At 32.7% G+C, this 25760-nt stretch carries 22 protein-coding genes; 15 read left to right on the top strand and 7 right to left on the bottom strand.

All coding sequences use genetic code 11. The annotated features are described in order from the left end of the window. Positions 1-7: 7 nt before the first annotated feature. On the top strand, positions 8-457 hold the full coding sequence (locus FLP_RS21020) for a response regulator (protein ID WP_065451466.1): 450 nt from the start codon (positions 8-10) through the stop codon (positions 455-457). Between the two features lie 12 nt (positions 458-469). Continuing rightward, positions 470-4450 carry a PAS domain S-box protein gene (locus FLP_RS21015; protein WP_065451465.1) on the top strand — a complete coding sequence of 1327 codons (3981 nt, stop codon included), beginning with the start codon at positions 470-472 and terminating at the stop codon, positions 4448-4450. A gap of 96 nt (positions 4451-4546) precedes the next feature. Here FLP_RS21015 and FLP_RS21010 read toward each other — a convergent pair whose 3' ends face one another. Both FLP_RS21010 and FLP_RS21005 read right to left on the bottom strand, forming a co-directional pair. Next, on the bottom strand, positions 4547-4963 hold the full coding sequence (locus tag FLP_RS21010) for a lipocalin family protein (RefSeq protein ID WP_065451464.1): 417 nt from the start codon (positions 4961-4963) through the stop codon (positions 4547-4549). Between the two features lie 134 nt (positions 4964-5097). Then, positions 5098-6111, bottom strand: a complete 1014-nt coding sequence (locus FLP_RS21005; RefSeq protein WP_065451463.1) for a hypothetical protein — start codon at positions 6109-6111, stop codon at positions 5098-5100. A gap of 334 nt (positions 6112-6445) precedes the next feature. Between FLP_RS21005 and FLP_RS25580 the strand changes: the two genes are divergently transcribed. The 11 genes from FLP_RS25580 to FLP_RS20955 all read left to right on the top strand — a co-directional run bounded on the left by FLP_RS25580 (position 6446) and on the right by FLP_RS20955 (position 15708). Next, entirely contained in the window at positions 6446-6613 is a 168-nt protein-coding gene (locus FLP_RS25580; RefSeq protein ID WP_165606701.1) for a hypothetical protein, read from the top strand. 63 nt (positions 6614-6676) lie between these two features. Further along, positions 6677-8380, top strand: coding sequence for an ATP-binding protein (locus tag FLP_RS21000; protein ID WP_065451462.1), 1704 nt, complete (start codon positions 6677-6679; stop codon positions 8378-8380). 7 nt (positions 8381-8387) lie between these two features. Continuing rightward, on the top strand, positions 8388-9056 hold the full coding sequence (locus tag FLP_RS20995) for a response regulator (RefSeq protein WP_065451461.1): 669 nt from the start codon (positions 8388-8390) through the stop codon (positions 9054-9056). 237 nt (positions 9057-9293) lie between these two features. Then, the gene (locus FLP_RS20990; RefSeq protein WP_065451460.1) at positions 9294-9581 is read left to right on the top strand and encodes a hypothetical protein; all 288 of its coding nucleotides are present in this window, start codon (positions 9294-9296) and stop codon (positions 9579-9581) included. Positions 9582-9583: 2 nt separating this feature from the next. Then, the gene (locus tag FLP_RS20985; protein WP_065451459.1) at positions 9584-9799 is read left to right on the top strand and encodes a hypothetical protein; all 216 of its coding nucleotides are present in this window, start codon (positions 9584-9586) and stop codon (positions 9797-9799) included. 2 nt (positions 9800-9801) lie between these two features. After that, a complete protein-coding gene (locus FLP_RS20980) occupies positions 9802-10050 on the top strand; it encodes a hypothetical protein (RefSeq protein WP_065451458.1) in 249 nt (82 codons plus the stop codon). A 9-nt stretch (positions 10051-10059) separates the two neighbouring features. After that, positions 10060-12369: an AAA family ATPase gene (locus FLP_RS20975; RefSeq protein WP_065451457.1), complete on the top strand. Its 2310-nt coding sequence runs from the start codon at positions 10060-10062 to the stop codon at positions 12367-12369. A gap of 2 nt (positions 12370-12371) precedes the next feature. Then, on the top strand, positions 12372-13403 hold the full coding sequence (locus tag FLP_RS20970) for a hypothetical protein (protein WP_065451456.1): 1032 nt from the start codon (positions 12372-12374) through the stop codon (positions 13401-13403). A gap of 111 nt (positions 13404-13514) precedes the next feature. Then, the gene (locus FLP_RS20965; RefSeq protein ID WP_089477418.1) at positions 13515-13925 is read left to right on the top strand and encodes a hypothetical protein; all 411 of its coding nucleotides are present in this window, start codon (positions 13515-13517) and stop codon (positions 13923-13925) included. A 5-nt stretch (positions 13926-13930) separates the two neighbouring features. Beyond that, the gene (locus FLP_RS20960; RefSeq protein WP_243397502.1) at positions 13931-14143 is read left to right on the top strand and encodes a hypothetical protein; all 213 of its coding nucleotides are present in this window, start codon (positions 13931-13933) and stop codon (positions 14141-14143) included. 212 nt (positions 14144-14355) lie between these two features. Then, positions 14356-15708: a GH1 family beta-glucosidase gene (locus FLP_RS20955; RefSeq protein ID WP_065451455.1), complete on the top strand. Its 1353-nt coding sequence runs from the start codon at positions 14356-14358 to the stop codon at positions 15706-15708. 74 nt (positions 15709-15782) lie between these two features. Here the strand turns inward: FLP_RS20955 and FLP_RS20950 are convergent, their stop codons facing one another. Next, positions 15783-16151 (bottom strand): hypothetical protein, encoded by a 369-nt coding sequence (locus tag FLP_RS20950; protein WP_123921692.1) that lies wholly within the window; start codon positions 16149-16151, stop codon positions 15783-15785. Positions 16152-17240: 1089 nt separating this feature from the next. On the opposite strand from FLP_RS20950, the gene FLP_RS20940 reads away from it, so the two are divergent. Together FLP_RS20940 and FLP_RS20935 are read left to right on the top strand one after the other, a co-directional pair. Further along, positions 17241-17426: a hypothetical protein gene (locus FLP_RS20940; RefSeq protein WP_065451452.1), complete on the top strand. Its 186-nt coding sequence runs from the start codon at positions 17241-17243 to the stop codon at positions 17424-17426. A gap of 54 nt (positions 17427-17480) precedes the next feature. Beyond that, a complete protein-coding gene (locus FLP_RS20935; protein WP_065451451.1) occupies positions 17481-19202 on the top strand; it encodes a tetratricopeptide repeat-containing sensor histidine kinase in 1722 nt (573 codons plus the stop codon). Positions 19203-19292: 90 nt separating this feature from the next. Here FLP_RS20935 and FLP_RS20930 read toward each other — a convergent pair whose 3' ends face one another. From FLP_RS20930 to FLP_RS20915, 4 genes are all read right to left on the bottom strand, one after another. Next, positions 19293-20744, bottom strand: a complete 1452-nt coding sequence (locus tag FLP_RS20930) for a TolC family protein (protein ID WP_065451450.1) — start codon at positions 20742-20744, stop codon at positions 19293-19295. Continuing rightward, the gene (locus FLP_RS20925; protein WP_065451449.1) at positions 20737-23904 is read right to left on the bottom strand and encodes an efflux RND transporter permease subunit; all 3168 of its coding nucleotides are present in this window, start codon (positions 23902-23904) and stop codon (positions 20737-20739) included. The genes FLP_RS20930 and FLP_RS20925 overlap by 8 nt, the downstream gene beginning before the upstream one ends. A gap of 25 nt (positions 23905-23929) precedes the next feature. Next, positions 23930-25012, bottom strand: a complete 1083-nt coding sequence (locus FLP_RS20920) for an efflux RND transporter periplasmic adaptor subunit (protein WP_065451448.1) — start codon at positions 25010-25012, stop codon at positions 23930-23932. 176 nt (positions 25013-25188) lie between these two features. Next, on the bottom strand, positions 25189-25572 hold the full coding sequence (locus FLP_RS20915; RefSeq protein ID WP_065451447.1) for a hypothetical protein: 384 nt from the start codon (positions 25570-25572) through the stop codon (positions 25189-25191). Positions 25573-25760 lie beyond the last annotated feature (188 nt).

The raw sequence follows: 25760 nt of genomic DNA, 5'->3' as shown, positions 1-25760 counted from the left end.
ATTCAAAATGATTAAACAGAATTACAATTTATTGCTGGCGGATGATGATGAAGATGATTGCGATTTTTTTAAAGAAGCACTGGATGAATTAACGCTTCCCGTATCTCTCGTAACTGTTAATGATGGCGTGCAGCTTATGGATTTTTTAGCAGATCATTCCAGAGACAATTTACCGGACCTGCTTTTTCTGGATCTTAATATGCCCCGAAAAAATGGTTCTGAATGTCTAAAAGAAATAAAAGAAAGTGAAAATCTCAAAAACCTTCCGGTGATTATTTTTTCTACTTCGCTGGACAATGCAATTGTCGACGTGATGTATGCAAAAGGTGCAACGTATTACATTCGTAAACCCGGCGAATTTTCTCAATTAAAAAAAGTAATCGAAAACGCCCTTATTTTGGCGTCCGAAAATAATTTCAGGCAACCGTTAAGAGAGCAATTTATACTCCACCCCTAATTCGTTTCCAGAATGAGTTTTACAGATCATAAACATTATTTTCTATCCGATGGTGGAGAAATGGGCAAATTGATACGCGCTAAAGATTGGAGTACAACATCTTTAGGCGATCCTGAAAACTGGCCGCAAAGCCTTAAAACCATTGTGGCCCTAATGCTCAACAATCCCTTTGGAATGTTAGTGGTTTGGGGAGAAGATTATACCCAAATATACAACGATACTTACAGTCAAATTCTGGGTTCAAAACATCCTAAAGCTTTAGGGATTAGTTCTCAAACCACATTCTCAGAAGTTTGGGATATCCTTGCTCCTATGTTTCATGATGTAATGAATGGAAGTTCTGTTAGTTTTCCTGATTTTAAGCTCACATTAGACAGAAATGGATATGATGAAGATTGCTATTTTAATTTCTCGTACAGCCCCATTAAAAAAGAAAATGGCGTTGTAGGCGGTCTTCTGGTAACGGTGATTGAAACTACAGAAAAAGTAAGAGCAACTGAAGCTCTTAAAGAAAGTAATCACAGATTTAGAAACAACATCATGCAGGCTCCCGTAGCCATGTGTGTTATGAGAGGACCAGATCATGTTGTAGAAATTGCCAACGATCAGATGATTCAGTTATGGGGAGTCGAAGCCAGTGAAATTATTAACAAACCTGTTTTTGACGCTTTACCCGAAACAAGAAATCAATATCTTGAAGATGTACTCAATAGTGTGTACAAAACCGGAATAAAATTTGTTGCCAACGAGCAACTTGTTAAGCTGCCCCGAAACGGCAAAATAGAAGATACGTACTTGAATTTTGTTTATGAAGCCCTGAGAGAAGCCGATGGCACTATTTCCGGAGTTGTAGGAATTGCGATAGAAGTAACTTCGCAAGTGCTTTCGCGATCAAAAGTGGTAGAAAGTGAGCAAAAAGTAAGAGAGCTGGTCGAAAATGCACCTTTCCCAATTGCATTGTATGCCGGAAAAGACATGATTGTTGAACTCGCCAATGATTCTATTATAAAAATATGGGGAAAAGGGAATGACGTTATCAGAAAATCATTTAAAGATGTGCTTCCGGAACTGGATAACCAATTGGTTTTTGAACAAATTAGTGAAGTCTTAACCAGTGGAAAATCTTTTCATACCCAAAATACGCCTCTTGATCTTACTGTTGACGGAAAATTACATACTTATTATTTTAATTACAGCCTAACGCCTATATATGACGTAAACGGCAATGTATATGGCGTAATGAATACCGGAGTCGATTTGACTGATCTGAATTTAGCCAAGAAAAAAACAGAGGAAAGCGAACAAAACCTGCGTAGTATGGTGTCGCAATCGCCTATTGGTATCTGCGTATTGGATGCAGCAACTTTAATAACTGAAATTGTAAACGACAGTTTCATAGAAGTTGCAGGAAAAAAATACGAGGAAATTGCAGGAAAAAATTATTGGGAAGCTTTTGCTGAGGTAAGAGCTGCCTACGAAGTTCCGTTGCAAAAGGTAATTGAAGAAGGTAATCCGTTTTATGCCAATGAGGTGGAGATGAATCTCATCAGACATGGCAAAGAAGAAAAAATATATGTCACTTTTGTTTATGCTCCGCTAAAAAATACAGAAGGAAAAGTAACCAAAATTGCCATTTGGGTATTGGACAATACACCGCAGGTACATGCCCGACAAAAAGTTGAAGAAGCTGACAAACGTTTCAGAAATACGGTGAAACAAGCTCCTGTAGGAATTACGATTTTACGCGGTCCTAACCACGTAGCAGAAATGGCCAATGAAGCTTATTTAAAATTGGTAGGAAAAGAAGAAAGTGCCTTTGTTGGCAAACCTTTGTTCGATTCTTTGCCGGAAGTAAAAGGAACCGTTGGCGAGCTTTTGGATACTGTGTATTCAACCGGTATTCCTTATCACGGAAATGAATTGCCGGTGCCGATCAATAGATCTGGAGATCCGGAAATTTTCTATTTTGATTTTCTTTACCATCCTTTAAAAGAAGAAAATGGAGAAATTTCAGGCATCATCGTTACCGCAACCGAAGTTACTGAAAAAGTTGAGGCCAGAAAGAAAACGGAACTTAACGAAGAGAGGCTCAATATTATAGTTGAAGCCAGTGAACTGGGCACTTGGGAATTGTATGTAAAAACAAAAAACCTTCAATATTCCAACCGATATCTGGAAATAGTAACAGGTTATAAAAACAAGGAATATCTAACTCATGCCCAACTTCTTAGCCATGTTCACCCTGATGATTTACACATACGGGAGAAAGCTTTTAAAGAAGCTATTGCCTTAGGAAACATTCATTATGAAGCCAGGGTAATATGGGATGATCAATCTATTCATTGGGTAGAAGCAAAAGGGAAAGTATTTTATGACTCCGAAAACAATCCTGAAAGATTGTTAGGAACTATACGAGATATTACCGACGAAAAAAATCACCAGCAGGAACTTGAAGCCAGCGAAAAAAGATTCCGTAGACTGGTAATGGAATCTCCCGTTCCTAAAGCAATTTTAAAAGGGAAAGACATGTTGATCGAAATGGTCAATGGTGCCTTATTGAAAAATATCTGGAGAAAAAATGAAAAAGACATTCAGGGTAAAAATATATTAGAGGTTTTCCCGGAACTCCAAAAACAAAAATATGCCCAACTGCTAAATGACGTTTATACGAGCGGAAATCTGCATTCAGAATCTGAGTCTTTATTTTATATTACTATTGATAATATTGACCATAAAATGTATATCGATTTTGAATTTGCACCTCAGCGCGAGTTAGACGATAGCATTTCAGGGATAAAAATCACCATGATTGATGTCACCGAAAAAGTAGAGGCAAGAAAAAAAATAGAAGAAAGCGAAAAAAGATTCCGTTCCCTCACCGAAAGTATTCCGCAGCTTATTTGGGAAACAGATGATAAAGGAAACGCTTTGTTTACATCAGGCAAATGGTTTGAATATACAGGAGTAGTTCCTAGTGGTGAAGAAGTATGGAAAGCCATGATTCATCCTGACGATTTTGAGGAAAACAATAAAGTATGGAGTAAAAGCCTGGCAACCGGAGCAATGTATAAAGCAGATGTGAGGGTTTTAAGGAAAGACGGAACGTATAGATGGCACTCTGTTCTTGGTGAACCTGTTTTGAATAAAGACAATAAAATCATTAAATGGGTAGGTGCTTTTACCGATATCCAGACAGAAAAAGCTTTTACCCAGGAATTAGAAGAACAAGTTACTGCGCGTACCAAAGAACTCGCGCAAAAAAATGTCGAACTGGAGCAAATGAACAAAGAGCTTCAGTCGTTTGCCTATATTTCGAGTCACGATTTACAGGAACCTTTAAGAAAAATTCAAACTTTTGCAACGCAGATTATCGAGAAAGAATCTGAGAATTTATCCGATTCAGGAAAAGATAAATTTCAGCGAATGCAAAATGCAGCACAGCGAATGCAAACGCTTATTAATGATTTGCTCTCCTACTCGAGAACCAATATTCAGGAAAGAAAATTCGAAAAAGTCAATCTTTCTACCATTATCGATGAGGTAAAAGAAGACCTGAAAGAAGAACTGGAGCAAAAAGGAGCCATAATAGAAATTGAAAATACCTGCGAAGCAAATATTATTCCGTTTCAGTTCAGACAATTATTGTATAATCTGGCCAGTAATTCCATAAAATTTGCCAATCCGGATATCCCTACTGTAATAAAAATAAACTGTGAATTTACCAAAGGCGAAAATTTAGATCATGAATCTTTAGTTAAAGAAGCAACTTACTGCCACATTAGTTTATCGGATAATGGTATTGGTTTTGAACCCCAGTACAGCAAAAAGATATTCGAAGTTTTTCAGCGTTTACACGGAAAACTCGAATACACCGGAACAGGAATTGGCCTTGCAATCGTAAAAAAAATAGTAGAAAACCACAACGGAATCATCACTGCAAAAGGCGAAAAAAATAAAGGAGCTACTTTTGATATTTATATCCCTGTAGTTTAAAATTAAAACAATAAAAAACGGAAACAACTTTTAGAAAGTCGTTTCCGTTTTCGTTTCTAATTCTCCCAAGGAATTAGAAAAATTTACTTTGATAAATTATCTTGTATAAACAGTAATAATACCAGTTGCTTTATCTTTCAATTTCAGCTCTTTGTTTGTAAGGTTCATGATATCACTAGTTGAGCTTAAAGCACCAATAGTAAGCGTTAAATCATTATGAGATCTTACGTAAGTTCCTGCAGTTTCTACTAAGGCACAATCAGAACCATTGTAATCACCAATAACTGCTGCATTACTCAATCTTAGATCTAAATAATCTCTACTACATCCTGCTTGATTTTGCGGAGCATCTGTTAAAACTTCTTTCCCATCGATAATTACTCCTGTTTGGCTAAGGTTGTATTTCCCCTGAATTGGAACGATTGTTTCCCCGTCATTGTCATCGCTGCTACAAGATCCTGCAAATAAACCAATGCTCAATAATAATCCGAATAATATTCTTTTAGTTTTCATGTTTGATTTCTTTAAAATTATTTTATGCTAAATTAGTTTTAAAGTCAGCCAACAATGTTCTATAATTTTCGGTTTGATTTACATAATTTTATTCAGGTTTAAAGAATTGCTTTACGAAATTGAATTCAAAACGATTATTTATATGGCTTATTACTTACGTATCTACCAATCATATAATGAGTTATAGGTTTTAAATACAAACTTCTTCTTTCAGGATGATATCCTATTTGATTAAAGCATTCTAATGAATCTGATGATCTGGCATAAAAAACAACTGCTTTCTCGTTTACAAAAAATGCCGTTGTATCGCAAACTTTAATCCTTTCCATGTTAACCTGATTTGCATCTAATAGTTCAATGTTATTATCTGGTGCTTTCAAATCACAATCTACTATCTCGTATTTAGTACCAGTCCATTGCATGCAGCCTTTACTTGGAAAAAACTCATAAATCGCGGCAAACCCTACGCATAACACAATGGCAACTCCTATCGCTGTTACTTTAATTTTTCTTTTTAGTCTATTTAAGAGTTTCTCTTTTATAATTAAAAATAAACTGATTCTTTGTGGTACTATTTGTTCAATCTCAACTTCTTCTTCACTATAAGGAGATGTTTCTTGATTAGCAGGATTAGCAATTTGGTCTTCCTGATAATTTTTATTTTCATTCTCAATTTCATTCCCTTCAATTTCAATTTCCTCTTCTCTCTTATCCTTTATACCAAATGCAAAAGGAATTTTAGGGCTACCTATGGGTTGCTCAATAATAGGTATACCCTTTTCTCTAAACTTTTTAAAAGGTCGTGGTTCATAATCGACTAAAATTGCTGCTAATTCTACAGTCGTAATTTTTGCTGGTACTTTATCCTCACGAAAAAAAGCTCCGACTTTTTTAAATTTATTAGTATAAGTAATCGAAGTATTTTCATCTTTTGAGTTAAAATCAAATCTAAAAAAATTTCGATATACAACTAAATCATTTTCCTTAGGGGATAAACTAAAAATTTCCCAACATAAATCTCTGAGAAGTGCTTGCGAAGGATTATCTAGATAATGTGAATATTTTCCATCAACTTTTTCACTTCTATACTTCTTTATAATAGCCTCTCTGTAGTTCTTTTCAATATTTTCTCGAGTAATTTTTTCCATAAGCTTTCAGGATTTTTAGGATTTCTTTTAGGATTTTCAGTACATAATCGGAAAGTTAGGACTTCCTGGAATTCCGCATAAACACTGGCGAATAAGCGCTTTACATTTGCAATAACAAAATTAGTTCTTGTTTTATTTCGCGATTAGAACAAATGTACAAACTAGTTTAATTAACAAAGTGTGGAAAACCGTAAAACGGAGTTTATCCGGGAAGTATAAATAAAATTTTACTGTCTACACACTTCACTTCCCAACACAAAATGATGTTGCACTAAAAGTTCCGGAAAAGTTCCGAACAGCAATACTCATGCTTAATCCTTAAATATAAAAAAAAATGAAAAAGCTAATATTATTGGGAGCGTGCGCTCTATTGACAACTATGATTTCTTGTACTGCTGATGATTTCGAAGATACTAAAACAAAACCTGAAATACCAGCATACGCTGACGGACCTGGAGATTCTCCTATCGTGGTTCCGCCACCACCACCGCCAAAACAATAAAATAATAATCAATAAAAGTCTTTAATTTACAATTAATCACTATTTTCGGGGAAAGTACCATTTATGTTACGATCCCCGTTTTTTTGTTGTATTATCTTTTTATGTTTTCTTTCCTGCAAAAAAGAAAACATAAAGCCTGTAGATAGAACATCCATTATAAAAGTAGCTGTCGAATTTCAAAAAATTGGAATAACAAATGTCCAGAATAAGAATTTTAATAGTGCTTTTTATTCTTTTAATAAATCAAAAATAAATTTTGAAACAATTAAAGACAGTGTAAATATTGTTTACAACCTTATTCAAATGGCCTCTATTCAACAAATAAACGGCGATTATTATGGCAGTAAAGAAACACTAACAGAAGCTTTACCCTATCTTAAAAAGAAAGATGTATATAGTGCTTCGATAAATAATTTCTTTGGAATTGCAGATAAAGAACTTTCTCTTTATAATGATGCTATTTTTTATTATAAAGAAGCGCTAAAAGATTGCACAGATGAAGGATCAAAACAATCTCCTTTAAATAATATTGCTGTTGTATATACTCATCAAAAAAAATATGATAAAGCCATAACTATCTTAGAACCTATTCTAAACGAAAAGTCTCTTGGCAAAGATCCTGTTAGAAAAGCACGGATTCTTGACAATTTAGGGTTTGCTTATTTTAAAAATGGAATAACCGAAAAAGGACTTTCCCTAATGAACGAAGGTTATCAATTGAGAAAACAAATTGATGATTTTTACGGAAGCATCGAAAGCAATTTACACCTCGCAGAATATTTTTTAAAAACTGATTCTAAAAAATCTAATCAATATGCTCAGGCGGCATATGAAATCGCTACAAGATTTAATAGTGTCGATGAACGTTTGAAAGCTTTATCGTTTTTAATCTCTAATGATTCCGGAAATAAAAATGCACAATATGCACAAAAGTATATTACTATAAATGATAGTATTATAAAGGTTCGCAACAACTTTAAAAACAAGTTTGCCAAAATTAAATACGATTCTAAAAAAGAAAAAGACGAAAATCAAAAACTGCGATTAGAAAAAGCAGAGAATTTATTGTCGATACAGGAACAAAAATATCAAAAAGTAGTGGCCGGAATTGGGGTGATCTTCTTGATAATTGTTATTGTTATTCTAATACGCTATTATAGAAACAGAGGCCGAATCGAAAAAATAAAAACCGCCTACGATACCGAAACCCGTATTGCCAAAGATATTCATGATGAACTGGCAAACGATGTTTTTTATGCCATGACTTTTACCCAGACGCAGCCCTTAAGCAGCGAGAATGCAAAGGAAACGCTGATTCAAAAACTAGATCATATTTATTCCCGCGTTCGCAGAATTTCGCAGGAAAATAGTACTATTGATGTTACAACAAATTATGCCGGTAACTTAAAAGAAATGCTTTCGACTTATAATACCAACATTACAAACGTCATTATAAATAATATCGAAAAAGTGAATTGGGAATTAGTCGATAATATAAAAAAAGTCGCTATTCACAGAATTCTGCAAGAGTTAATGGTCAACATGACAAAACATAGTCAGGCCACATTGGTTGTTGTAAAGTTTGACAGCAACGGAAAAATTATTTTTATTGATTATACGGATAACGGAAAAGGCTGCCAAAAAAATCAAATTGCAAAAAATGGTTTGCAAAATATGGAAAACCGTATTCTGGCCATAAAAGGAACTATTACTTTTGACACTGAACCTGATAAAGGATTCAAAGTAAAAATAACTCTGCCTAAATAAAAGCCTTATGTTTAAAAAAGTAATAATTGCCGAAGATCTTGAAGATATAAATTTAGGAATCGAGCAAACCTTAAAAAACTTAGATATTGTCAATTTTCAGCATGCAAAATATTGTGATGATGCTTTTCTAAAAATACGAAAAGCCATTCTGGATAATGAACCTTATGACTTATTAATTAGTGATCTTTCTTTTAAAAAAGACCATCGTGATGTACAGATTACATGTGGCGATGAACTTGTTGAAAAAGTTAGGGAATTACAGCCAGATATTAAAATTATAGCCTATTCTGTAGAAGATAAAAGCCATCGCATTAAGTCTCTTTTTGATAATGCTGATATTGATGGCTTTGTATTAAAAGGCCGAAATAGTATTGAAGATCTAAAAAAGGCAATTCATATCACTTCGACTTCAGATCAAAAATTTATTTCTTATGAAGTTGCTGCGGCGCTTCAGGAAAAAAGCAATTTTGAAATCGATGATTTAGACATTCAAATCTTAAAACACCTATCATCTGGAACTGCACAAGACGAAATCATACAAATCTTTAAAGACTTAGGCATCAAACCCAACAGCAAAAGTGCAATGGAAAAAAGACTTTCTAAACTAAAAGACTTTTTTAAAGCAAATAATACCGTTCATCTGGTTTCTATTGCAAAAGATATGGGGATTATTTAAAATCTCGTTATAAATTATTAATTCTATAGAGCTCCTTCGGGGGCTTTTTTTATGGCTTAAAATTTAAAAAAATACGGATTACGGATTTCCATAAAATACTGGTTTCAAATAGGTTTAAGTTTGAATTGTTTAAAAAAAATAATTAGGTAAAACAAAATCAGGTATTAGTACTCTACCTGAGTAACTCAATTCTAATTAGATTTAGAAAATTAATCTATTAACTATAAAACCAAAATTATGAACAATCAAATTATTGAAGCAATCGAAAATCAAAACATCATTGAGTTTTCATACGAAGGAAAATCAAGAGTCGTTGAACCACATTGTTACGGAAAAACTACTGCAGGGAATGAAGCAATAAGAGCTTATCAAATTGACGGATTTTCATCATCTGGAAAAATGGGATGGAAAATATATGACCTTAGAAAAGCCGACGACATAGAAGTTACTAATGATACTTTTAGTACTCGAAATGATTATAAAAGAGGTGATCAAGGAATGTCTGAAATTTATGCTGAGATATAATTATGGAAAGATATGCAAATAGAAGCAGTGGATCGGGAGTTTCAGCTTATGAAATTGGATCAGATTACATAAGGGTAAGATTTTCTTCAGGAAGTACTTATCAATATAGCTATAGAAAAGCAGGACAAGTTAATGTCGAAAATATGAAAAGATTAGCTTCAGCAGGTTCTGGATTGAACAGTTATATTAATTCTCATGTAAAATTTAAATATGATTAACTATGAAAGATTCAATTATATATGCAGGTCAAAATTTAAAAATAATTTTCATCGATTATACAGAAAAAGATGGAAGCAATGAAGGATTGAGAGAAGTTGAACCTTATAGTTTTAGAATTAAAGGAGGAATCGAAATATTTTTTGCTCATGATTTAAATAAAGGAGCAATAAGAGGGGGTATTATTTCTTCAATTAATGACATAAAAATTACAGAGAATATGTATAGCCCTAGATGGAAAGTCGAATTTTAACCATAAAATATGATAACAAAAATTGATTTTATCAAAAATTTTGGCATCTATAAAAATTTCGAATGGAATAACATTATAGATATTGAAAATTTTAAAGAAAAAAATATTATTTATGGATGGAATTATTCGGGAAAGACAACATTATCAAGAATATTTTCGTCTTTGAGAGATAAGACTATACATAATAGCTACAAAAATGGATCGTTTAAATTATCGTGTGACAATATTAGTTATGATAAAACCAACTTAGTCACATTTCCTTATGAAGTATTAGTTTTTAATGCAGAGTATGCTAAAGAAAATTTGCGATGGGAATTTGATGAGAATATAAATGCAATTTTTTTTGAAGTTGGAAATAATGCTAAAATTTCTTCTGAAATAGACAGACTTAATAACTTAATAGATTTAATTATTGGTACCTCATCTATTAAAGGTAAAAAGGAAAACTTAGAAATCATAATGCAACAATATGAAGATTTCGAAAATCTATTTACTATTGAAGCTGGTAGAATTAAAAACGATTCTTTTTCAAGCCTTATAGAATTCAATAAAGCACATTTAAAAAAAATTAGAGACAAAATTATTCCTGACTTAGAAAAACATATTATTAAATCAAAGCCAGATCTAGAAAAAATTGTAAAAACTGTAAAAATTGAAAATGCTAAGCCTAAAATTGAAAACATCAATTTTATAAGTTCTTATGAACAAATAATTGAATTAACAAAAGCGGCGCTGTCATCAATTCCTTCTAAATCTAATGTAATAAAAATTTTAGATGATGATCCTAAAGCATATTATTGGGCAAAAAAAGGATTAGAGATTCACGAATTGAATGATAATTGCAAATTTTGTGGAAATCAAATAAGTAATGCCAAGTATAAAAATTTATTAAATTACTTTCAAAATGAATCGTCTAAACTAAAGCAAGATATTGATGACATTCTTTTTCTAATTGAGGAAGAAGAAGTTAAACTTAAAGAATTAAATATACCTTTAAGCATAAATGATTTAAATGAAAACTTTCAACATCAGTTTACAAAATTAGAAACTAGTATTTCAAAGGAAATTTATAATTACAAAAAACATTTAAATAAAATTACAAAGATTTTACAATCGAAATATACCAGTAAAATTTATTCAAACGTCAAAATAAATTTTAAAACAAATGGTAATATTAATACTTTAAAATGTGTTGATTCTTTTAATCAACTTATTAAAGAAAATAATAATTTTTTTGATGACTTCAATGAAATTATGACTAAGGAGAGAGATCATTATAAAAATCATTTAGTTGCAATATATTTAAAAAATACAAAATATTTATCTAAAAAAAATAAATATGAAAAAGCTAAAAATCATTTAGAAATATTAGATCAAAAAGTTAAGAAATATACAAATGAAATATTTCAACTTAACTCATCTAAAGAAAGTGATGCTGCAGGATCAATATTATTCAATTCTTTTATCCAGAGTTTTTTAAGTAGAGATGATATAGAAATTAGATTAAATACATCAACAAAAAAATTTAATTTAATGAGAGGAAGCGAATTAGCAGAAAATCTAAGCGAAGGGGAGAAAATGGCAATTTCTTTTTCACATTTTTTTGTTAATCTAAAAAGTATAGAAGAAAAGGGTAAATTAAATAATTATATCATATACATTGATGATCCAATATCAAGTTTGGATAGTAATCATATTTTTCAAATTAATTCATTATTGAAGGAAATTTTTTTTGATAAAAAAATCATAGATCCTAATAAACCTCAAAACCTACAGTGGGTTCTCAAATGTAAACAGCTTTTTGTTTCAACACATAATTTAGAGTTTTTAAATTTACTAAAGGAATTACCCAAAAAAGGAGCATTTAATAATAAGGAATCAAAATATTTTATTTCAAGAAATAAAAATGAAGCTGAAATCCAAAAATTACCCGCTATATTTAGTACAATATCATCTGAATATCATTTCTTATTTGGTGAAATACTAGAGTTTACAAAGAATCCAGACAGGACATTATCTCCAAAATTGTTTACAATACCTAATATAGTAAGAAGATTTTTAGAAATGTATACATTAACAAAATATCCTAATATGAAAGAGGAAGTAGATGGGAGAGCCGAAGTTGTTTTTGGAAAACAAGAATCAAAACGTATTCTTAAATTATTGCATTACTTCAGTCATTTTAATAACCTTGATCGATTACAAACGCACAGTAATTTTATTTCAGATATAGAACATGCATGCGATGATCTTATAGAATTAATAAAAACAAATGACAAACTACATTATGATGCATTAGAAGCTTCAACAATAAACTAATCATGTCAACAATAAAACTAAACCAGCAACTCAAACGCTTAGAAATCCAAGAGTTTGAAATAGAAAACCAAATCGTTTTCAATTACTTTGATAACCTTTCTGTAAGCGAAAGAGATGAAAAACTTTTACGTGCAATTTATATTGGAGTTTTAGCATTAATGGAAGATAGAATTTCTTCATTCTTAGCGAAAACTAATAATGAATTGGGAACAGAACTTGAAAGTCTCAAAATGATTTTCGAAATGAAAAAAGAACTTTTTTATAAATCGACAATAAAAGGTTCACTTGCTGAAGATGATATTGCAGACTATCTCAACAATTATTTCTCAGAAAAGAGATTAAAGGACAGGGCTTTCTTAACTGGAAATACCAGTGGAAATATTCCTAGAAACAAAACTGGAGATATTATTTGCGAAGTAAATGGAATGTCTGATTTAAAAATTGCGATTGAATGTAAGTTTGATAAAAGCATTCGCTTTGGAGAAATTGAAAATAAAGAAATATTCACAAGAAAAAGTGATACAGCTTGGAGTCAATTAATAGAAACACAAGCAAACAGGGATTCAAAAGTGAGTTTAATTGTTTTTGATATTTCATTAATTGACAATTCAATACTTAAAAATTTTGATAATGTTGGTTACATTCCAAGCGTAGGTTTTATTGCTATCATAAACTCACAAAAAGGAGATTATTCTAATCTTGCCATTGCCTATATGCTTGCACGTGATATCGCTTTAAATTCAAAAGAAATTGAACTTGATAAAAATGTTCTTGCAATGATTGTAAATAGAATTATCAAAGACATCAATGAAATACTTTCTATTAAATCATTAGTAATAAACAATATTGAAAATAATAAAGCAATTCTAAAACAATTAGAAAAGTCAATATTATTAATGGAATTTAATCAAGAATATTTAAAACGTTTTTTAAATATTGGAACATTAACAAAGAAAGATTTATTAGATTTTTATACAGGAGATGATGTAAAAGATAAGTTTAAATTAATCGAAAAGGATATTAATGAAATTTGATTGAGCCAATAAAATTTATGCTATATCATTGTTTATTTACGGATTTCCATAAAATATCGATTCTAAATGAGTTTACATTTGACTAAATAATTTTTTTTATTCAAAACGCCTATGCAAAAAAACTACCTCATCTTATTTTTATTAATTACGTTTTTTTCCTGTAAAAAAGCTTCTGCTCCTCCTCCACCGGAAATTAATTCGTTTTTAAAACAAGTAATTACGCCCGATGATCGAAAAACAATAAAAGCCGAAGAAGCAAAAACGTATCATGTCAACGACACTTACCAATACCAATACAGAACCGGACATTCCGGGCAATACGAATACAATTATGATGTGAAAGGAATAGACATTGACGGCGATTCGGTTTTCGGAAATATCAATGTTCAGGGAAAATACGGTGCCGGGATTTTACTTAACGATACTATTCCTGATATTGAAATTAACACTGAATGGGTTGCGTACGGAAAACTAAATGCCACCGATTTACAAGGAAATAAATACCAATTAATTGTCAAATAAAAACTATGATAAAATATTCCTTACTCTTACTATTTGTTTTTTTAACTTCTTTTATGCCTCCTGAAGCCGCTGTTTATATTTGTGGCCCAACCGGTGCAAAAAAGTATCATTTTAATGAAACCTGCCGCGGCTTATCATCTTGTAATCACGGAACTGTAAAAACATCCCTGAAACAGGCAAAAGGTTTAGGCCTTACACTTTGCGGATGGGAAGATTAAAAATCTTTCCATTTTTTTTATTTAATCATTTGATAATAATGACTTTACGTTAAATTCACATTAGTTTTATTAATTTGATTAAAACTAAACGTTATGAAATTCTTCAACCTAAATTTTCTGGTTTCGTTCAAAGAATGGCTGTTTTTAAGAGCTATGCAATCGTCTTTCCTTCATTAATAAATTACAATAAAAATAAAGGAAAACTTATTTGAATGAATAAAATAGAGAACTCATTTTTGAACAAAGACCAATTTGGAGATGATTTCTTGTGGGGTGTTTCGACCGCCGCTTTCCAAATTGAGGGAGCACACGATGCCGATGGAAAAGGTTCTTCTATTTGGGATGTTTTTACATCGCAAAAAGGAAAAATTAAAAACGGACATCATGCTTTAACCGCTTGTGACTTTTATAATTCGTACCAAAACGATATTGACTTAATACGAGAATTAAATATTCCGAATTTTAGGTTCTCTATCAGTTGGCCCAGAATTATGCCTACAGGAACTCATCCTGTAAATCAAGCCGGAATAGAATATTACAACAAAATCATCGACTCTTTACTTGCGTCCGGAATAGAACCCTGGATAACACTTTATCATTGGGATCTGCCACATGCCTTAGAGACAAAAGGTGGCTGGACCAATCGCGAATCAGTTTCCTGGTTTTCAGAGTATGTAGAAGTTTGTGCACAATATTTTGGAGATCGCGTAAAAAACTGGATGGTGATCAACGAACCCTCTGTTTTTACAGGCGCAGGATATTTTCTGGGTATTCATGCTCCGGGCAAAAAAGGTATCACCAATTATCTTAAAGCCATGCATCACGTAACGCTGGCTACTGCAGCAGGCGCGAAAATAGTGCGAAACAGGATTCCGAATGCTAATATTGGTACAACTTTCTCCTGTACGCATATTGAAGCCGCAACAGAAAGCCCTAAAGATATTGAAGCCGCAAAACGTGTAGACACTTTACTGAACAGAACTTTTATAGAACCTATCCTGGGATTGGGTTATCCGCAAACTGATTTGCCGGTATTAAAAAAACTTAATAATTATATTTTAGACGGTGATCTCGATAATCTGGCTTTTGATTTTGATTTTATAGGCCTGCAATGTTATACTCGCGAAGTTGTAAAATCATCAATGCTGATTCCGTACATAGGTGCTGAACTTATAAGTGCCGAAAAGAGAAATGTAATTTCAACCGAAATGGGTTGGGAGGTTTATCCTCCCGCATTATATCACGTCCTTAAAAAATTCAACGAATATAAAGGCATTAAAAAAATTATCATTACCGAAAACGGCGCCGCTTTTCCCGACACTCTAAGCAACGGAAAAGTTTACGATATCAAACGTACTCATTATATTCAGGATCATTTAGAGCAAATTCTAAAGGCCAGAAAAGACGGTTTAAATGTAGAAGGTTATTTTGTATGGAGCCTTACCGATAACTTTGAGTGGGCTGAAGGTTACAACGCAAGATTCGGCTTAATTCATGTCGATTTCGACACGCAGCAACGCACCATAAAACATTCGGGATTGTGGTTTAAGGATTTTTTATCCTAAAACTAATCCTTAAAAATATAAAAGCCTTTCGCAATTAAGTTGTGAAAGGCTTTTTTTATCTAAAATAAAATCATTTATCGTTGAACTCTAAAAGGATATTGTTGTTTTAAAATTCCAATAGTAATCTTGCCATTGTTTTTTAAATGGGTGGTCACAAGAAGATATCTTTCTTCGGGATAATTTATATTATAACTAAAGATCGTATCATTTACTTTAACCTGAAGCAAATGTTTTCCTTCATCTGATACTGGCAGTTTTGCCGTTTCATAAGTAGGCATTTCATTTGTTGCTTTTAATTTAATTTCCTGAACTTTCTTTTTATCCAGAAGTACTTCAAGTTTTAAGTTATCCAGTTTCATATCTGTTGGCTGTTCAAACGAGACAACATATTTTTTGCAACCAAAAGTGCATAAAACAATACATAGTAGTAGAAGCTTTTTCATAAGATATTTTTAAAATGAAAGTAAATAGAAATTAAAACCTAATGCAATATTTTTATAAATATAGATAATTTTATTACAATTCAACCACTAGAAAAAGTAAGTTTTATAGCTTTAAATATTAGAAATTTAAAACCCTGAAAAATGAAAAATTATTTACTGAAAAAAAATAAAAAAACGACCTTTTCCCTTGTATTTATTAGGTTTAACGGTTATTTTTTCTTATCTTTATAGTATAAATAACAGAAAATATATGCCAAAAAACAAACTCTTTAAAAGCCAGAATTACTCCTTAAAAAATTATTATTTTTACTTCTTTACGCATTTTATTTTTGAAAATGCTTTAAAATTTCATTTCGAAATTTTTCACTTTAATCTTTATGCTGCACAAAATACAAATTTGCAGATGACATTAGAGCAACCGCTCCATTTACAATCCTAATCATTTTTCCAAATATATTTTCTAAGACATTTTTCTAGAAATATATTTCTGAAATTAAAGAAAAGATTTCCTTTTTCAGGATCTTCTTTCGACTCTTTATGTTCAATTTCCAATAAATTAAAATGTAATGCTATGATTTATTTATCATTTTCCGATGCCTGAATTGGTTCTACTACTAATCTCAATTTATTAATTTGTTCAATATTATCAATTCATCTTTTTTTATCATCTAATCCAACCTTTTTAGCGCTTTTTGTCTCTATATAATAAAAGGTCAGATTGGTTTTTCATTCCACTAACACGTTCTAACGAGCCTAAATTTACCATGTATTGTATTTTGTTTTTAGGAATTTTCGGGAATCTTGGGAAAACGCGGGAATTCCGGGAATCCCTTATCTACAAAGGTCTAAAAGCACCTTTCCTTTGCAATAGAAATTAGTTCAGGTTTTGTCTGCAGACTAAAACAAATATAAAAACTAGTTCAAATTAACAGTGTAAAAACCGTAAGACTGAGTTTATTCAGGAAGTATAAATAACGTCTTACTGTTCTACACGATTTACTTCCTAAAAATCAATTTGGTATTGCTCCAAACAAGTTCTGGTTAACTCCGGACAGCAATACCTATGTCTAATTTCTAAATTAAATCAAAATGAAAAAATTTATACTTTTTATAGCTTTTGCGCTATTGTTCACTATATTTTCTTGTACTCCTGATGAGTATGAGACACAACCAAAAAAGGATACAGAAAAAGCTGTTAATCCTGTAAAAGCAACTTATGCAGATGGTCCTGGTGATGATGTTACGAAACCACCGCCACCAATACCAAAAGATTAATAAATATACTTTTAGTATCTAATTAATTACTATTTTCGGGGAAAGTAAATTTATATGTTACGGTCCCCGTTTTTTTATTTTATTCTACTTCTTTTTCTTTTTTCGTGCGAAGAAAAAAAGACCATAAATACTAGCAAAGAATCTATCCGAAAAGAGGCCCTTACTTTAAGAAATAAAGCTATTGAAAATTACGGTAATCAAAATTTCAATACTGCCTTTGATGAGTTTTATAAATCAAAACAACTTTATGAAACTTTAAAAGAAAGCGGAAAAAAAGATAGTGCCAATATAGGTTATATACTTACTCAAATGGCAGCAATACAGCAAGTCAACGGAGATTATTATGGTAGTAAGGAAACAGTTACTGAAGCATTACTTTATGTTAAAAAGAACAGTGCTTACACGGCTGAAATAAACAATACATTAGGGATTGCTGATAAAGAACTTTCTATTTACGATGATGCCATTCTTTACTATAAAGAAGCAGCAAAAGATATCATAGATCCTATTCAGAAGCAAATTCCAATAAGCAATATTGCGGCAGTTTATATCCAGCAAAAAAAATTCGATAAGGCAATTATTCTTTTAGAATCCCTTTTAAATAAATCTTTAAAAAACAAAGTTCAACCAATTGACAATGCAACAATTATAGACAATTTGGGCTATGCTTATTTTAAGAAAGGAATGGATGAAAAGGGGTTGCTTTTAATGAATGAAGCACTCCAGACGAGAAATGAATTTAAAAGTGAATATAAAAGCATCGAAAGCTATCTTCACCTTGCCGATTATTACACTAAAAAAGATATCCAAAAATCAAATATAAATGCTCTCGCAGCTTACAATATTGCTACAAAGCTAAATAGTGTCGATGAAAGATTAGAAGCATTGCAAATTTTAATTTCAAATGATCACAGTGCTCAAAACAATCAATATGTGCAAAGGTATTTTGCGTTAAACGACAGTATTATTAAGGTTAGAAATAATTTTAAAAATAAGTTCGCAAAAATAAAATACGATGCAAAAAAAGAAAAGGATGAAAACGCAAAACTTCGTTTAGAAAAAGCAGAAAACCTATTATCGCTTCAAAAAGCTACTTACCTCCGAATTGTATTTGTAATTGTATTTGTATTTTTAGTCATTTTGATCGTTATTTTAATACGCTATTATAAAAATAAGAACAGGGCTATAGAATTTAAGACTTCGTACAACACCGAAACCCGAATTGCTAAAAAAATTCATGACGAATTGGCCAACGATGTCTTTAACGTCATTGCTTTTACCGAATCTCAGCCATTATCTACAGAAAGCACCAAAGAAAATCTACTTCAGAAATTAGATGATATTTATGGACGTGTGAGGGGAATTTCAAGAGAAAACAATAAAATTGAGACTGGTACCGATTTTATAAAAAGCTTAAAAGATATGCTTTCGACTTACAATACCAGCGAAAGAAACATCATGGTTACCAATGTAGAAACCATACACTGGGAAAATATCGATGAGATAAAAAAGATTACCATTAGCAGGGTTTTACAGGAATTAATGGTGAATATGAAAAAACACAGTGAAGCCAATCTAGTGGTCATAAAATTTGAAACTGATCCTAAATCAATCTTAATAAATTATACGGATAACGGTAAAGGCTGCGAAAAAACCGAGATGGTACAAAATGGTCTCCAAAACATGGAAAACCGTATTCAGGCTGTTAAAGGAACTATTAATTTTGACACAGAACCTGGCAAAGGCTTTAAAGCAAAAATAATAATGCCCAAATAGTCAAATTAAATTTAGACATGATAATTACAAAAAAGCCTTTCAAAATTTTACTCTTGAAAGGCTTTTTCTTCTACAAATTAACAGGCAATATTATTTCCATCCGCCGCCTAAGTCTCTATAAACATGGACAGCAGCATTTAGTTGTTCTTTTTTAGTATCTACCAATTCTAATTTCGCTTCTAATGCATCACGCTGCGTCATCAATACTTCGAAATAATCAACTCTCGCTGATTTAAACAAATCGTTTGACACATCAATAGAAGTATTTAAAGCGTCTACTTGTTTCGATTTAAGATCATAACCTTTTTGAAGATTTTCGATTTTAGAAAGTTGGTTCGAAACTTCTAAATAAGCATTTAAAACCGTACGATCGTAATTGTACAATGCCTGAAGCTGTCTTGCATTGGCGCTTGCAAATTCTGCTTTGATCGCATTTCTGTTGATTAACGGTGCAGCAAGATCTCCCGCTAACGAGTATAAAATAGATTCCGGAAACGTAAACAAATAAGATGGTTTAAAAGCCTGAACTCCTACAGCTGCAGAAATATCCAATGAAGGATAAAACTCAGCACGGGCTACTTTTACATCTAATTTTGAAGCTACCAATTCTAATTCAGCTTGTTTTACATCAGGACGATTCGCCAATAACTGAGACGGAATTCCTGAACTTACAGCAGCCGGCAATAAACTTAAAAAGTTGTTAGTATTTGTTCTCTTGATTTCCTGTGGATATCTACCCAACAAAAAGTTGATTTTATTCTCTGTTTCTTTGATTTGCTGCAAAATTCCAAACTCCAAACTTTGCGAAGTCAAAACCTCTGCTTCAAATTTCTTAACTCCTAATTCTGTTGCTCTTGCAGCCTGCTTTTGGATTTTTACAATTTCTAAAGCATTAGTCTGCAATTTGATTGTTTGTTTTACAATATCCAACTGCGTATCCAAGGCCAATAATTCGTAATAAGAATCGGCAACTTCAGCAATAAGGTTGGTAATCACAAAGTTTTTACCTTCAACTGTAGCCAAATATCTGTTTAATGCCGCTTTTTTAGAATTGCGCAATTTTTTCCAGATATCCACTTCCCAATTGGCGTAAGCCGAAATAGTAAAATCTCCCAATGGATCAGGAGTTTCTACTCCCGGTTTAATTTCGGTAGTAGCATCACCCGCACCCTGACTGGTATATCTACCTACTTTTTCTACTCCAGCTCCGGCGCGAACACCAACAGTGGGTAATAAAAGTCCTTTTTTTACACGAATATCATTTTTAGCAATTTCAATTTCCTGTAAAGTGATATTTAATTCCTGATTGTTTTTCAGGGCAACATCAATTAAATCAACCAGATTTTGATCTTTAAAGTAATCTTTCCAGACTAAAGCTGAGGTATTATTGTTTGCGTCCTGAGTTTGGGTTGTTGTACCAAACGATTCAGGAACTGGTGTACTGGTTGTAGGTGCTGCCTCAGGCGCAGGGGCTTTACACCCTGCAACCGTAAGACATATACCTAACGCAATACCATATTGATATGATTTGAATTTATACATGGTTATCATCAATTTCTTCTGTTAATGGATTTTCTTCTTCATTTTTTACCAGTTTATGCTTTTCTGCAATTTTAGCAAAAATGAAATACAAGCCCGGAATTACAAATACCCCACAAATAGTACCTATAAGCATACCTCCAGCAGCTGCAGTACCAATGGTTCTGTTACCAATTTTACCCGGACCACTAGCAAAAGCAAGTGGCAATAATCCCGCAATAAAAGCAAATGAAGTCATCAAAATAGGACGGAACCTCGCTTTCGCTCCCTCCATTGCGGCTTCAAGCACTGATCTTCCTGCTGCATGTCGCTGTATCGCAAACTCTACAATCAGTACGGCATTTTTACCTAGTAAACCAATAAGCATTACCATTGCTACCTGAGCATAAATGTTGTTTTCTAATCCTGTTAATTTCAGCAATAAGAAAGCTCCAAAAATACCTGCCGGTAAAGAAAGAATTACAGATAATGGTAAAATAAAACTCTCATATTGAGCCGCTAACACAAGGTATACGAATCCTAAACAAATCATGAATACCCAAATGGCCTGATTACCCTGAGCCACCTCATCTGCAGAAATACCTGCCCAGTCAATATCATACCCTCTTGGTAATTTTTTCTCTGCAACTTCCTGAATCACTTTAATAGCGGTACCTGAACTATATCCAACAGCGGGTCCACCACTAATTTCAGTAGAATTGTACATGTTATGTCTCGTAATTTCTGAAAGACCGTACACTTTTTCTAATTTCATAAAGGCCGAAAAAGGAACCATTTCATCACGATTATTTTTTACATAAAGTTTTAAAATATCATCCGGTTGTGCGCGATATTCAGGAGACGCCTGAACGATAACTTTATAATTAATTCCGTATTTAATAAAACTAATTTCATAGTTACTACCTACAAGAGTTGACAAAGTATTCATGGCATTTTCGATAGAAACACCTTTTTGCTGTGCCAGATCATTGTCGACTTTCATCATATATTGAGGGAAACTCGCACTAAAGAAACTAAACACATTCGATAATTCCGGACGTTTGTTCAGTTCTTCTACAAACTCTTTGTTAACAGCTTCCATTTTTTTGAAATCACCAGAACCTGTTTTGTCCAGTAAACGAAGCTCAAATCCTCCTGCTGCTCCATATCCGGGTACTGCTGGCGGCTGGAAAAATTCGATGTTTGCTCCTGGAATATCTTTTGATTTTTCTTCTAGTTCGGTCATAACTTCCTGTACAGATTGTTTACGATCGCTCCAGTCTTTTAAGTTGATCAAACATGTTCCGGCATTAGATCCCGTTCCCTCTGTCAAAATTTCATAACCCGCCAATGAAGAAACCGATTTTACTCCGTCTACCGTTTCGGCTATTTTTTGTAATTTCTCAGCAATATTATTGGTTCTTTCTAATGATGAACCCGGAGGCGTTTGTATAATAGCATAAAACATTCCCTGATCCTCATTTGGAATAAACCCTGAAGGAACTGTACTGCTAATTAACCATGTTCCGGCACAAAAAACTAAAAGGGCAATAATAGTAACGGCTCTTCTGTTTACAATTTTACCTAGTACATTTTGGTATTTTCCTTGTGCAAGATTAAACTTGTTGTTAAAACCATCTATAAATCTATTTATAGGAGTTCTCTTTTTAGGTGTCGCATGATTATTTTTTAACATCATCGCACAAAGTGCCGGTGTCAAAGTCAAAGCTACAATACCAGAAAGTATAATTGCTGTTGCCATCGTGATCGAGAACTGTCTGTAGAAAACTCCAACAGGACCTGACATAAACGCAACCGGAATAAATACTGCAGCCATTAAGAATGTAATCGCAACAATAGCTCCTGCAATTTCGTGCATCGCTTTTTTGGTCGCTTTAAGCGGAGAAAGATGTTCTTCTTCCATCTTGGCGTGAACGGCTTCGATAACTACAATAGCATCATCGACGACGACTCCAATTGCTAACACCAAAGCAAATAGGGTAATTAAGTTCAATGAAATATCAAAGAAAGTCATGAAAATAAAGGTTCCTATCAGGGAAACCGGTACTGCAATAGCCGGGATAATTGTAGAACGCCAATCGCCTAAGAAAAGAAATACAACCAAACCTACCAGAATAAACGCCTCAATCAAAGTGTGAATTACTTTTTCGATAGAAGCATCAAGGAATTTAGAAACGTCATAAGAGATTTCATAATCCATTCCTTTTGGGAATTTTTGTTTTATTTTTTCGAGTTTTGCCTTTACATCTTCAATAACCTGATTCGCGTTACTTCCAAAAGACTGTTTTAATACAATCGCTGCCGATGGTCTTCCGTTTAAGTTCGAATAAATATCATACATCGAGCTTCCAAATTCTACTTTGGCAACATCTTTCAAACGTAAAAGTTCCCCGTTAGCGTTTGATTTTACCACAATATTCTCGTATTGTTCTTTGGTTGTAAAACGTCCTGAATATTTTAATACATATTCAAATGCCTGAGAACGCTTACCGGAACTTTCTCCTGTTTTACCAGGAGAAGCTTCTAAACTCTGACTTGATAAAGCCTCCATGATCTCATCTGCAGAAATTTTATAAGCTAACATACGATCTGGTTTTAACCAAATACGCATGGCATATTCACGTGTTCCCAAGATATCTCCTGATCCAATACCGTTTACCCTTTTTAGTTCAGATAATACGTTGATATCAGCGTAGTTATACAAGAACTTCATGTCGGTGTTCTTATCCGTACTATAAAGATTCACGTACATTAACATACTCGGAACTTCACGAGTAATTTTTACACCTTCCCGAACTACCAATGGCGGTAGTTTATTGGTTACAGAAGCTACACGGTTTTGAACATTAATTGCAGCCTGATTAGGATCTGTACCCAAATTAAATACAACCTGAATACTTGCTTCACCATCATTTCCTGCATCAGAAGTCATGTATTTCATTCCGGGAACTCCATTTAGGGCTCTTTCTAACGGAATAACTACTGATTTGATCATTAACTCTCCATTCGATCCAGGGTAATCTGCTGTAACGTTTACCATCGGTGGCGAGATGGAAGGAAACTGGGTGATAGGTAAATTCAACACCGACAATATTCCTAAAAAGACAATTATAAGCGATATTACTATCGACAGTACAGGTCTTTGAATAAATTTATTAAACATTTTTATATTTTTTTAATGATTAAACCTATTCTGCTTTTACGCGCAAATGATTGATAACCGTTTGAGGAGCTTGGTATTCGAATTTAATTTTATCGTTTTCTTTTACTTTTTGAACTCCTTCAAGTAAAATCTTGTCGTTCTCAGTAAGTCCGGTTTTAATCACATATAAATCAGGTATTTCGCCTGTAATTGTAATTTCTCTTGAACTTACTTTATTGTTTTTATCCACAACAAAAACATATTTTTTATCCTGAATTTCGTAAGTCGCTTTCTGCGGAATTACAATGGCGTTTTTAAGAGGAACCATCATTTGAACTTGTCCGGTTTCACCATTTCGAAGTAATTTTGCTGAATTAGGGAATCTCGCTCTAAAAGCAATATTTCCGGTTTCATTATTAAATTCACTTTCTATAACTTCAACATTTCCTTTTTCTTTAAAAATATCTCCATTCGCTAAAACAAGGCTAACTTTATTGTCAGCACGGTCTTTTACGTCAGTTTGATACTGTAGATATTCAGGTTCTGATACGTTGAAATAGGCAAACATCTGACTGTTGTCTGAAAGGCTTGTCAATAATTCGCCTTCGTCGATAAGACTTCCTAATTTTAAAGGTATACGGTCAATAGTTCCGTCAAACGGAGCTCTGATTTCGGTAAATGATAAATGCAATTTTGCCAATGCAACTTCGGCTTTTGCAGATTGCAGTTTTGCCTGAGCTACACTTAATTCGTTTTTAGAAACGATATTTTTATCGGCCAGTAATTTTGAATTTTGCAATTCAATTTCTACTGATTTTTGTTCAGCCTGTGCTTTAAGCAATTCAGCCTGATACATATTGGGCATAATTTTAAACAACAGTTGTCCTTTTTTCACAAACTGTCCTTCATCAACATAAATGTTTTGTAAAAACCCTTTTTCCTGGGCACGAAGCTCGATATTTCGAACAGATTTAATTTGCGAAACATACTCCTTTGTAAACGAAGTATCAATTCTAACCGGATTAGTTACGGTGAATTTTTCTGCTTCTTCTTTTTCTTCTTTTTTAGTTGTACAACTAGTAAGGCACACAAGGGCAAATAAGCCTGTGAACAAGATAATTCTTTTCATGATTTTAATGGAAATTAAGCGATTGAATGCTTGGAATACAGTGATTCCTTTAGATGAAAAAATGCATCAGGCAGCCTTAGTTATAACTTAACTTTCATATAAGATGAGGTAGAAAAAAATATACTTCAACAAAATATTACGGATCACAACTTAGGTAACCGATGTATACTGTTGAATCAAATTCTTAAAACCTGTTGGGTAATGTAAATAGGATTTGACTGGCCACAGAATGGCACGAAGATTTTAAAACGATTGTAATCATTTACAATAGTCTGGCTTGAAAAGGATAAGTACCAATTGTCAAGTAAACTGTAATTTGTTGGAAAAAACTTGTTTGTAAGCCCATCTTTAAGATCATCACTTCCAAGATATTCCTCTTCAAGATCTACATCGGCATCTTCAATGATTGAACTGCCCTGATCCTGATTCGTGAATTTCACTCGGTGCTTTTTCTCAAGGGTATGGTGATGAAAGTTTTTAGGAGTACCCGCATTAAGATATTGCCCTCCGCCAAGCAGAAGCAAATTCATGAATACTAAAAATACTATTAACTTTCTCATTTGGCTGCGAAAGTAAGCAAAGTATCGAAACAAAAAAAGATTTTTTTATAAGCTTTAACATTTAATAAAAGCGAAAACGTTTTCATTGATTTTTTATTTATGAAATCTATTAAATCGCTATTTTTTTATGGCTAATTATCTTAAAATTGCTTATAAAAATAAACTAAATATGAAAGAAAAATAACACA

The organism is Flavobacterium piscis, from assembly GCF_001686925.1.
GTDB classification, from domain to species: domain Bacteria; phylum Bacteroidota; class Bacteroidia; order Flavobacteriales; family Flavobacteriaceae; genus Flavobacterium; species Flavobacterium piscis.
The sequence above is the reverse complement of the archived record's forward strand: the minus strand, read 5'-3'. Positions and strand labels throughout refer to the sequence as shown.

Coding starts and splice junctions, on each gene's coding strand:
- FLP_RS21020 (WP_065451466.1), top strand. CDS start 8: ATGATTAAACAGAATTACAATTTATTGCTGGCGGATGATGATGAAGAT.
- FLP_RS21015 (WP_065451465.1), top strand. CDS start 470: ATGAGTTTTACAGATCATAAACATTATTTTCTATCCGATGGTGGAGAA.
- FLP_RS21010 (WP_065451464.1), bottom strand. CDS start 4,963: ATGAAAACTAAAAGAATATTATTCGGATTATTATTGAGCATTGGTTTA.
- FLP_RS21005 (WP_065451463.1), bottom strand. CDS start 6,111: ATGGAAAAAATTACTCGAGAAAATATTGAAAAGAACTACAGAGAGGCT.
- FLP_RS25580 (WP_165606701.1), top strand. CDS start 6,446: ATGAAAAAGCTAATATTATTGGGAGCGTGCGCTCTATTGACAACTATG.
- FLP_RS21000 (WP_065451462.1), top strand. CDS start 6,677: ATGTTACGATCCCCGTTTTTTTGTTGTATTATCTTTTTATGTTTTCTT.
- FLP_RS20995 (WP_065451461.1), top strand. CDS start 8,388: ATGTTTAAAAAAGTAATAATTGCCGAAGATCTTGAAGATATAAATTTA.
- FLP_RS20990 (WP_065451460.1), top strand. CDS start 9,294: ATGAACAATCAAATTATTGAAGCAATCGAAAATCAAAACATCATTGAG.
- FLP_RS20985 (WP_065451459.1), top strand. CDS start 9,584: ATGGAAAGATATGCAAATAGAAGCAGTGGATCGGGAGTTTCAGCTTAT.
- FLP_RS20980 (WP_065451458.1), top strand. CDS start 9,802: ATGAAAGATTCAATTATATATGCAGGTCAAAATTTAAAAATAATTTTC.
- FLP_RS20975 (WP_065451457.1), top strand. CDS start 10,060: ATGATAACAAAAATTGATTTTATCAAAAATTTTGGCATCTATAAAAAT.
- FLP_RS20970 (WP_065451456.1), top strand. CDS start 12,372: ATGTCAACAATAAAACTAAACCAGCAACTCAAACGCTTAGAAATCCAA.
- FLP_RS20965 (WP_089477418.1), top strand. CDS start 13,515: ATGCAAAAAAACTACCTCATCTTATTTTTATTAATTACGTTTTTTTCC.
- FLP_RS20960 (WP_243397502.1), top strand. CDS start 13,931: ATGATAAAATATTCCTTACTCTTACTATTTGTTTTTTTAACTTCTTTT.
- FLP_RS20955 (WP_065451455.1), top strand. CDS start 14,356: ATGAATAAAATAGAGAACTCATTTTTGAACAAAGACCAATTTGGAGAT.
- FLP_RS20950 (WP_123921692.1), bottom strand. CDS start 16,151: ATGAAAAAGCTTCTACTACTATGTATTGTTTTATGCACTTTTGGTTGC.
- FLP_RS20940 (WP_065451452.1), top strand. CDS start 17,241: ATGAAAAAATTTATACTTTTTATAGCTTTTGCGCTATTGTTCACTATA.
- FLP_RS20935 (WP_065451451.1), top strand. CDS start 17,481: ATGTTACGGTCCCCGTTTTTTTATTTTATTCTACTTCTTTTTCTTTTT.
- FLP_RS20930 (WP_065451450.1), bottom strand. CDS start 20,744: ATGTATAAATTCAAATCATATCAATATGGTATTGCGTTAGGTATATGT.
- FLP_RS20925 (WP_065451449.1), bottom strand. CDS start 23,904: ATGTTTAATAAATTTATTCAAAGACCTGTACTGTCGATAGTAATATCG.
- FLP_RS20920 (WP_065451448.1), bottom strand. CDS start 25,012: ATGAAAAGAATTATCTTGTTCACAGGCTTATTTGCCCTTGTGTGCCTT.
- FLP_RS20915 (WP_065451447.1), bottom strand. CDS start 25,572: ATGAGAAAGTTAATAGTATTTTTAGTATTCATGAATTTGCTTCTGCTT.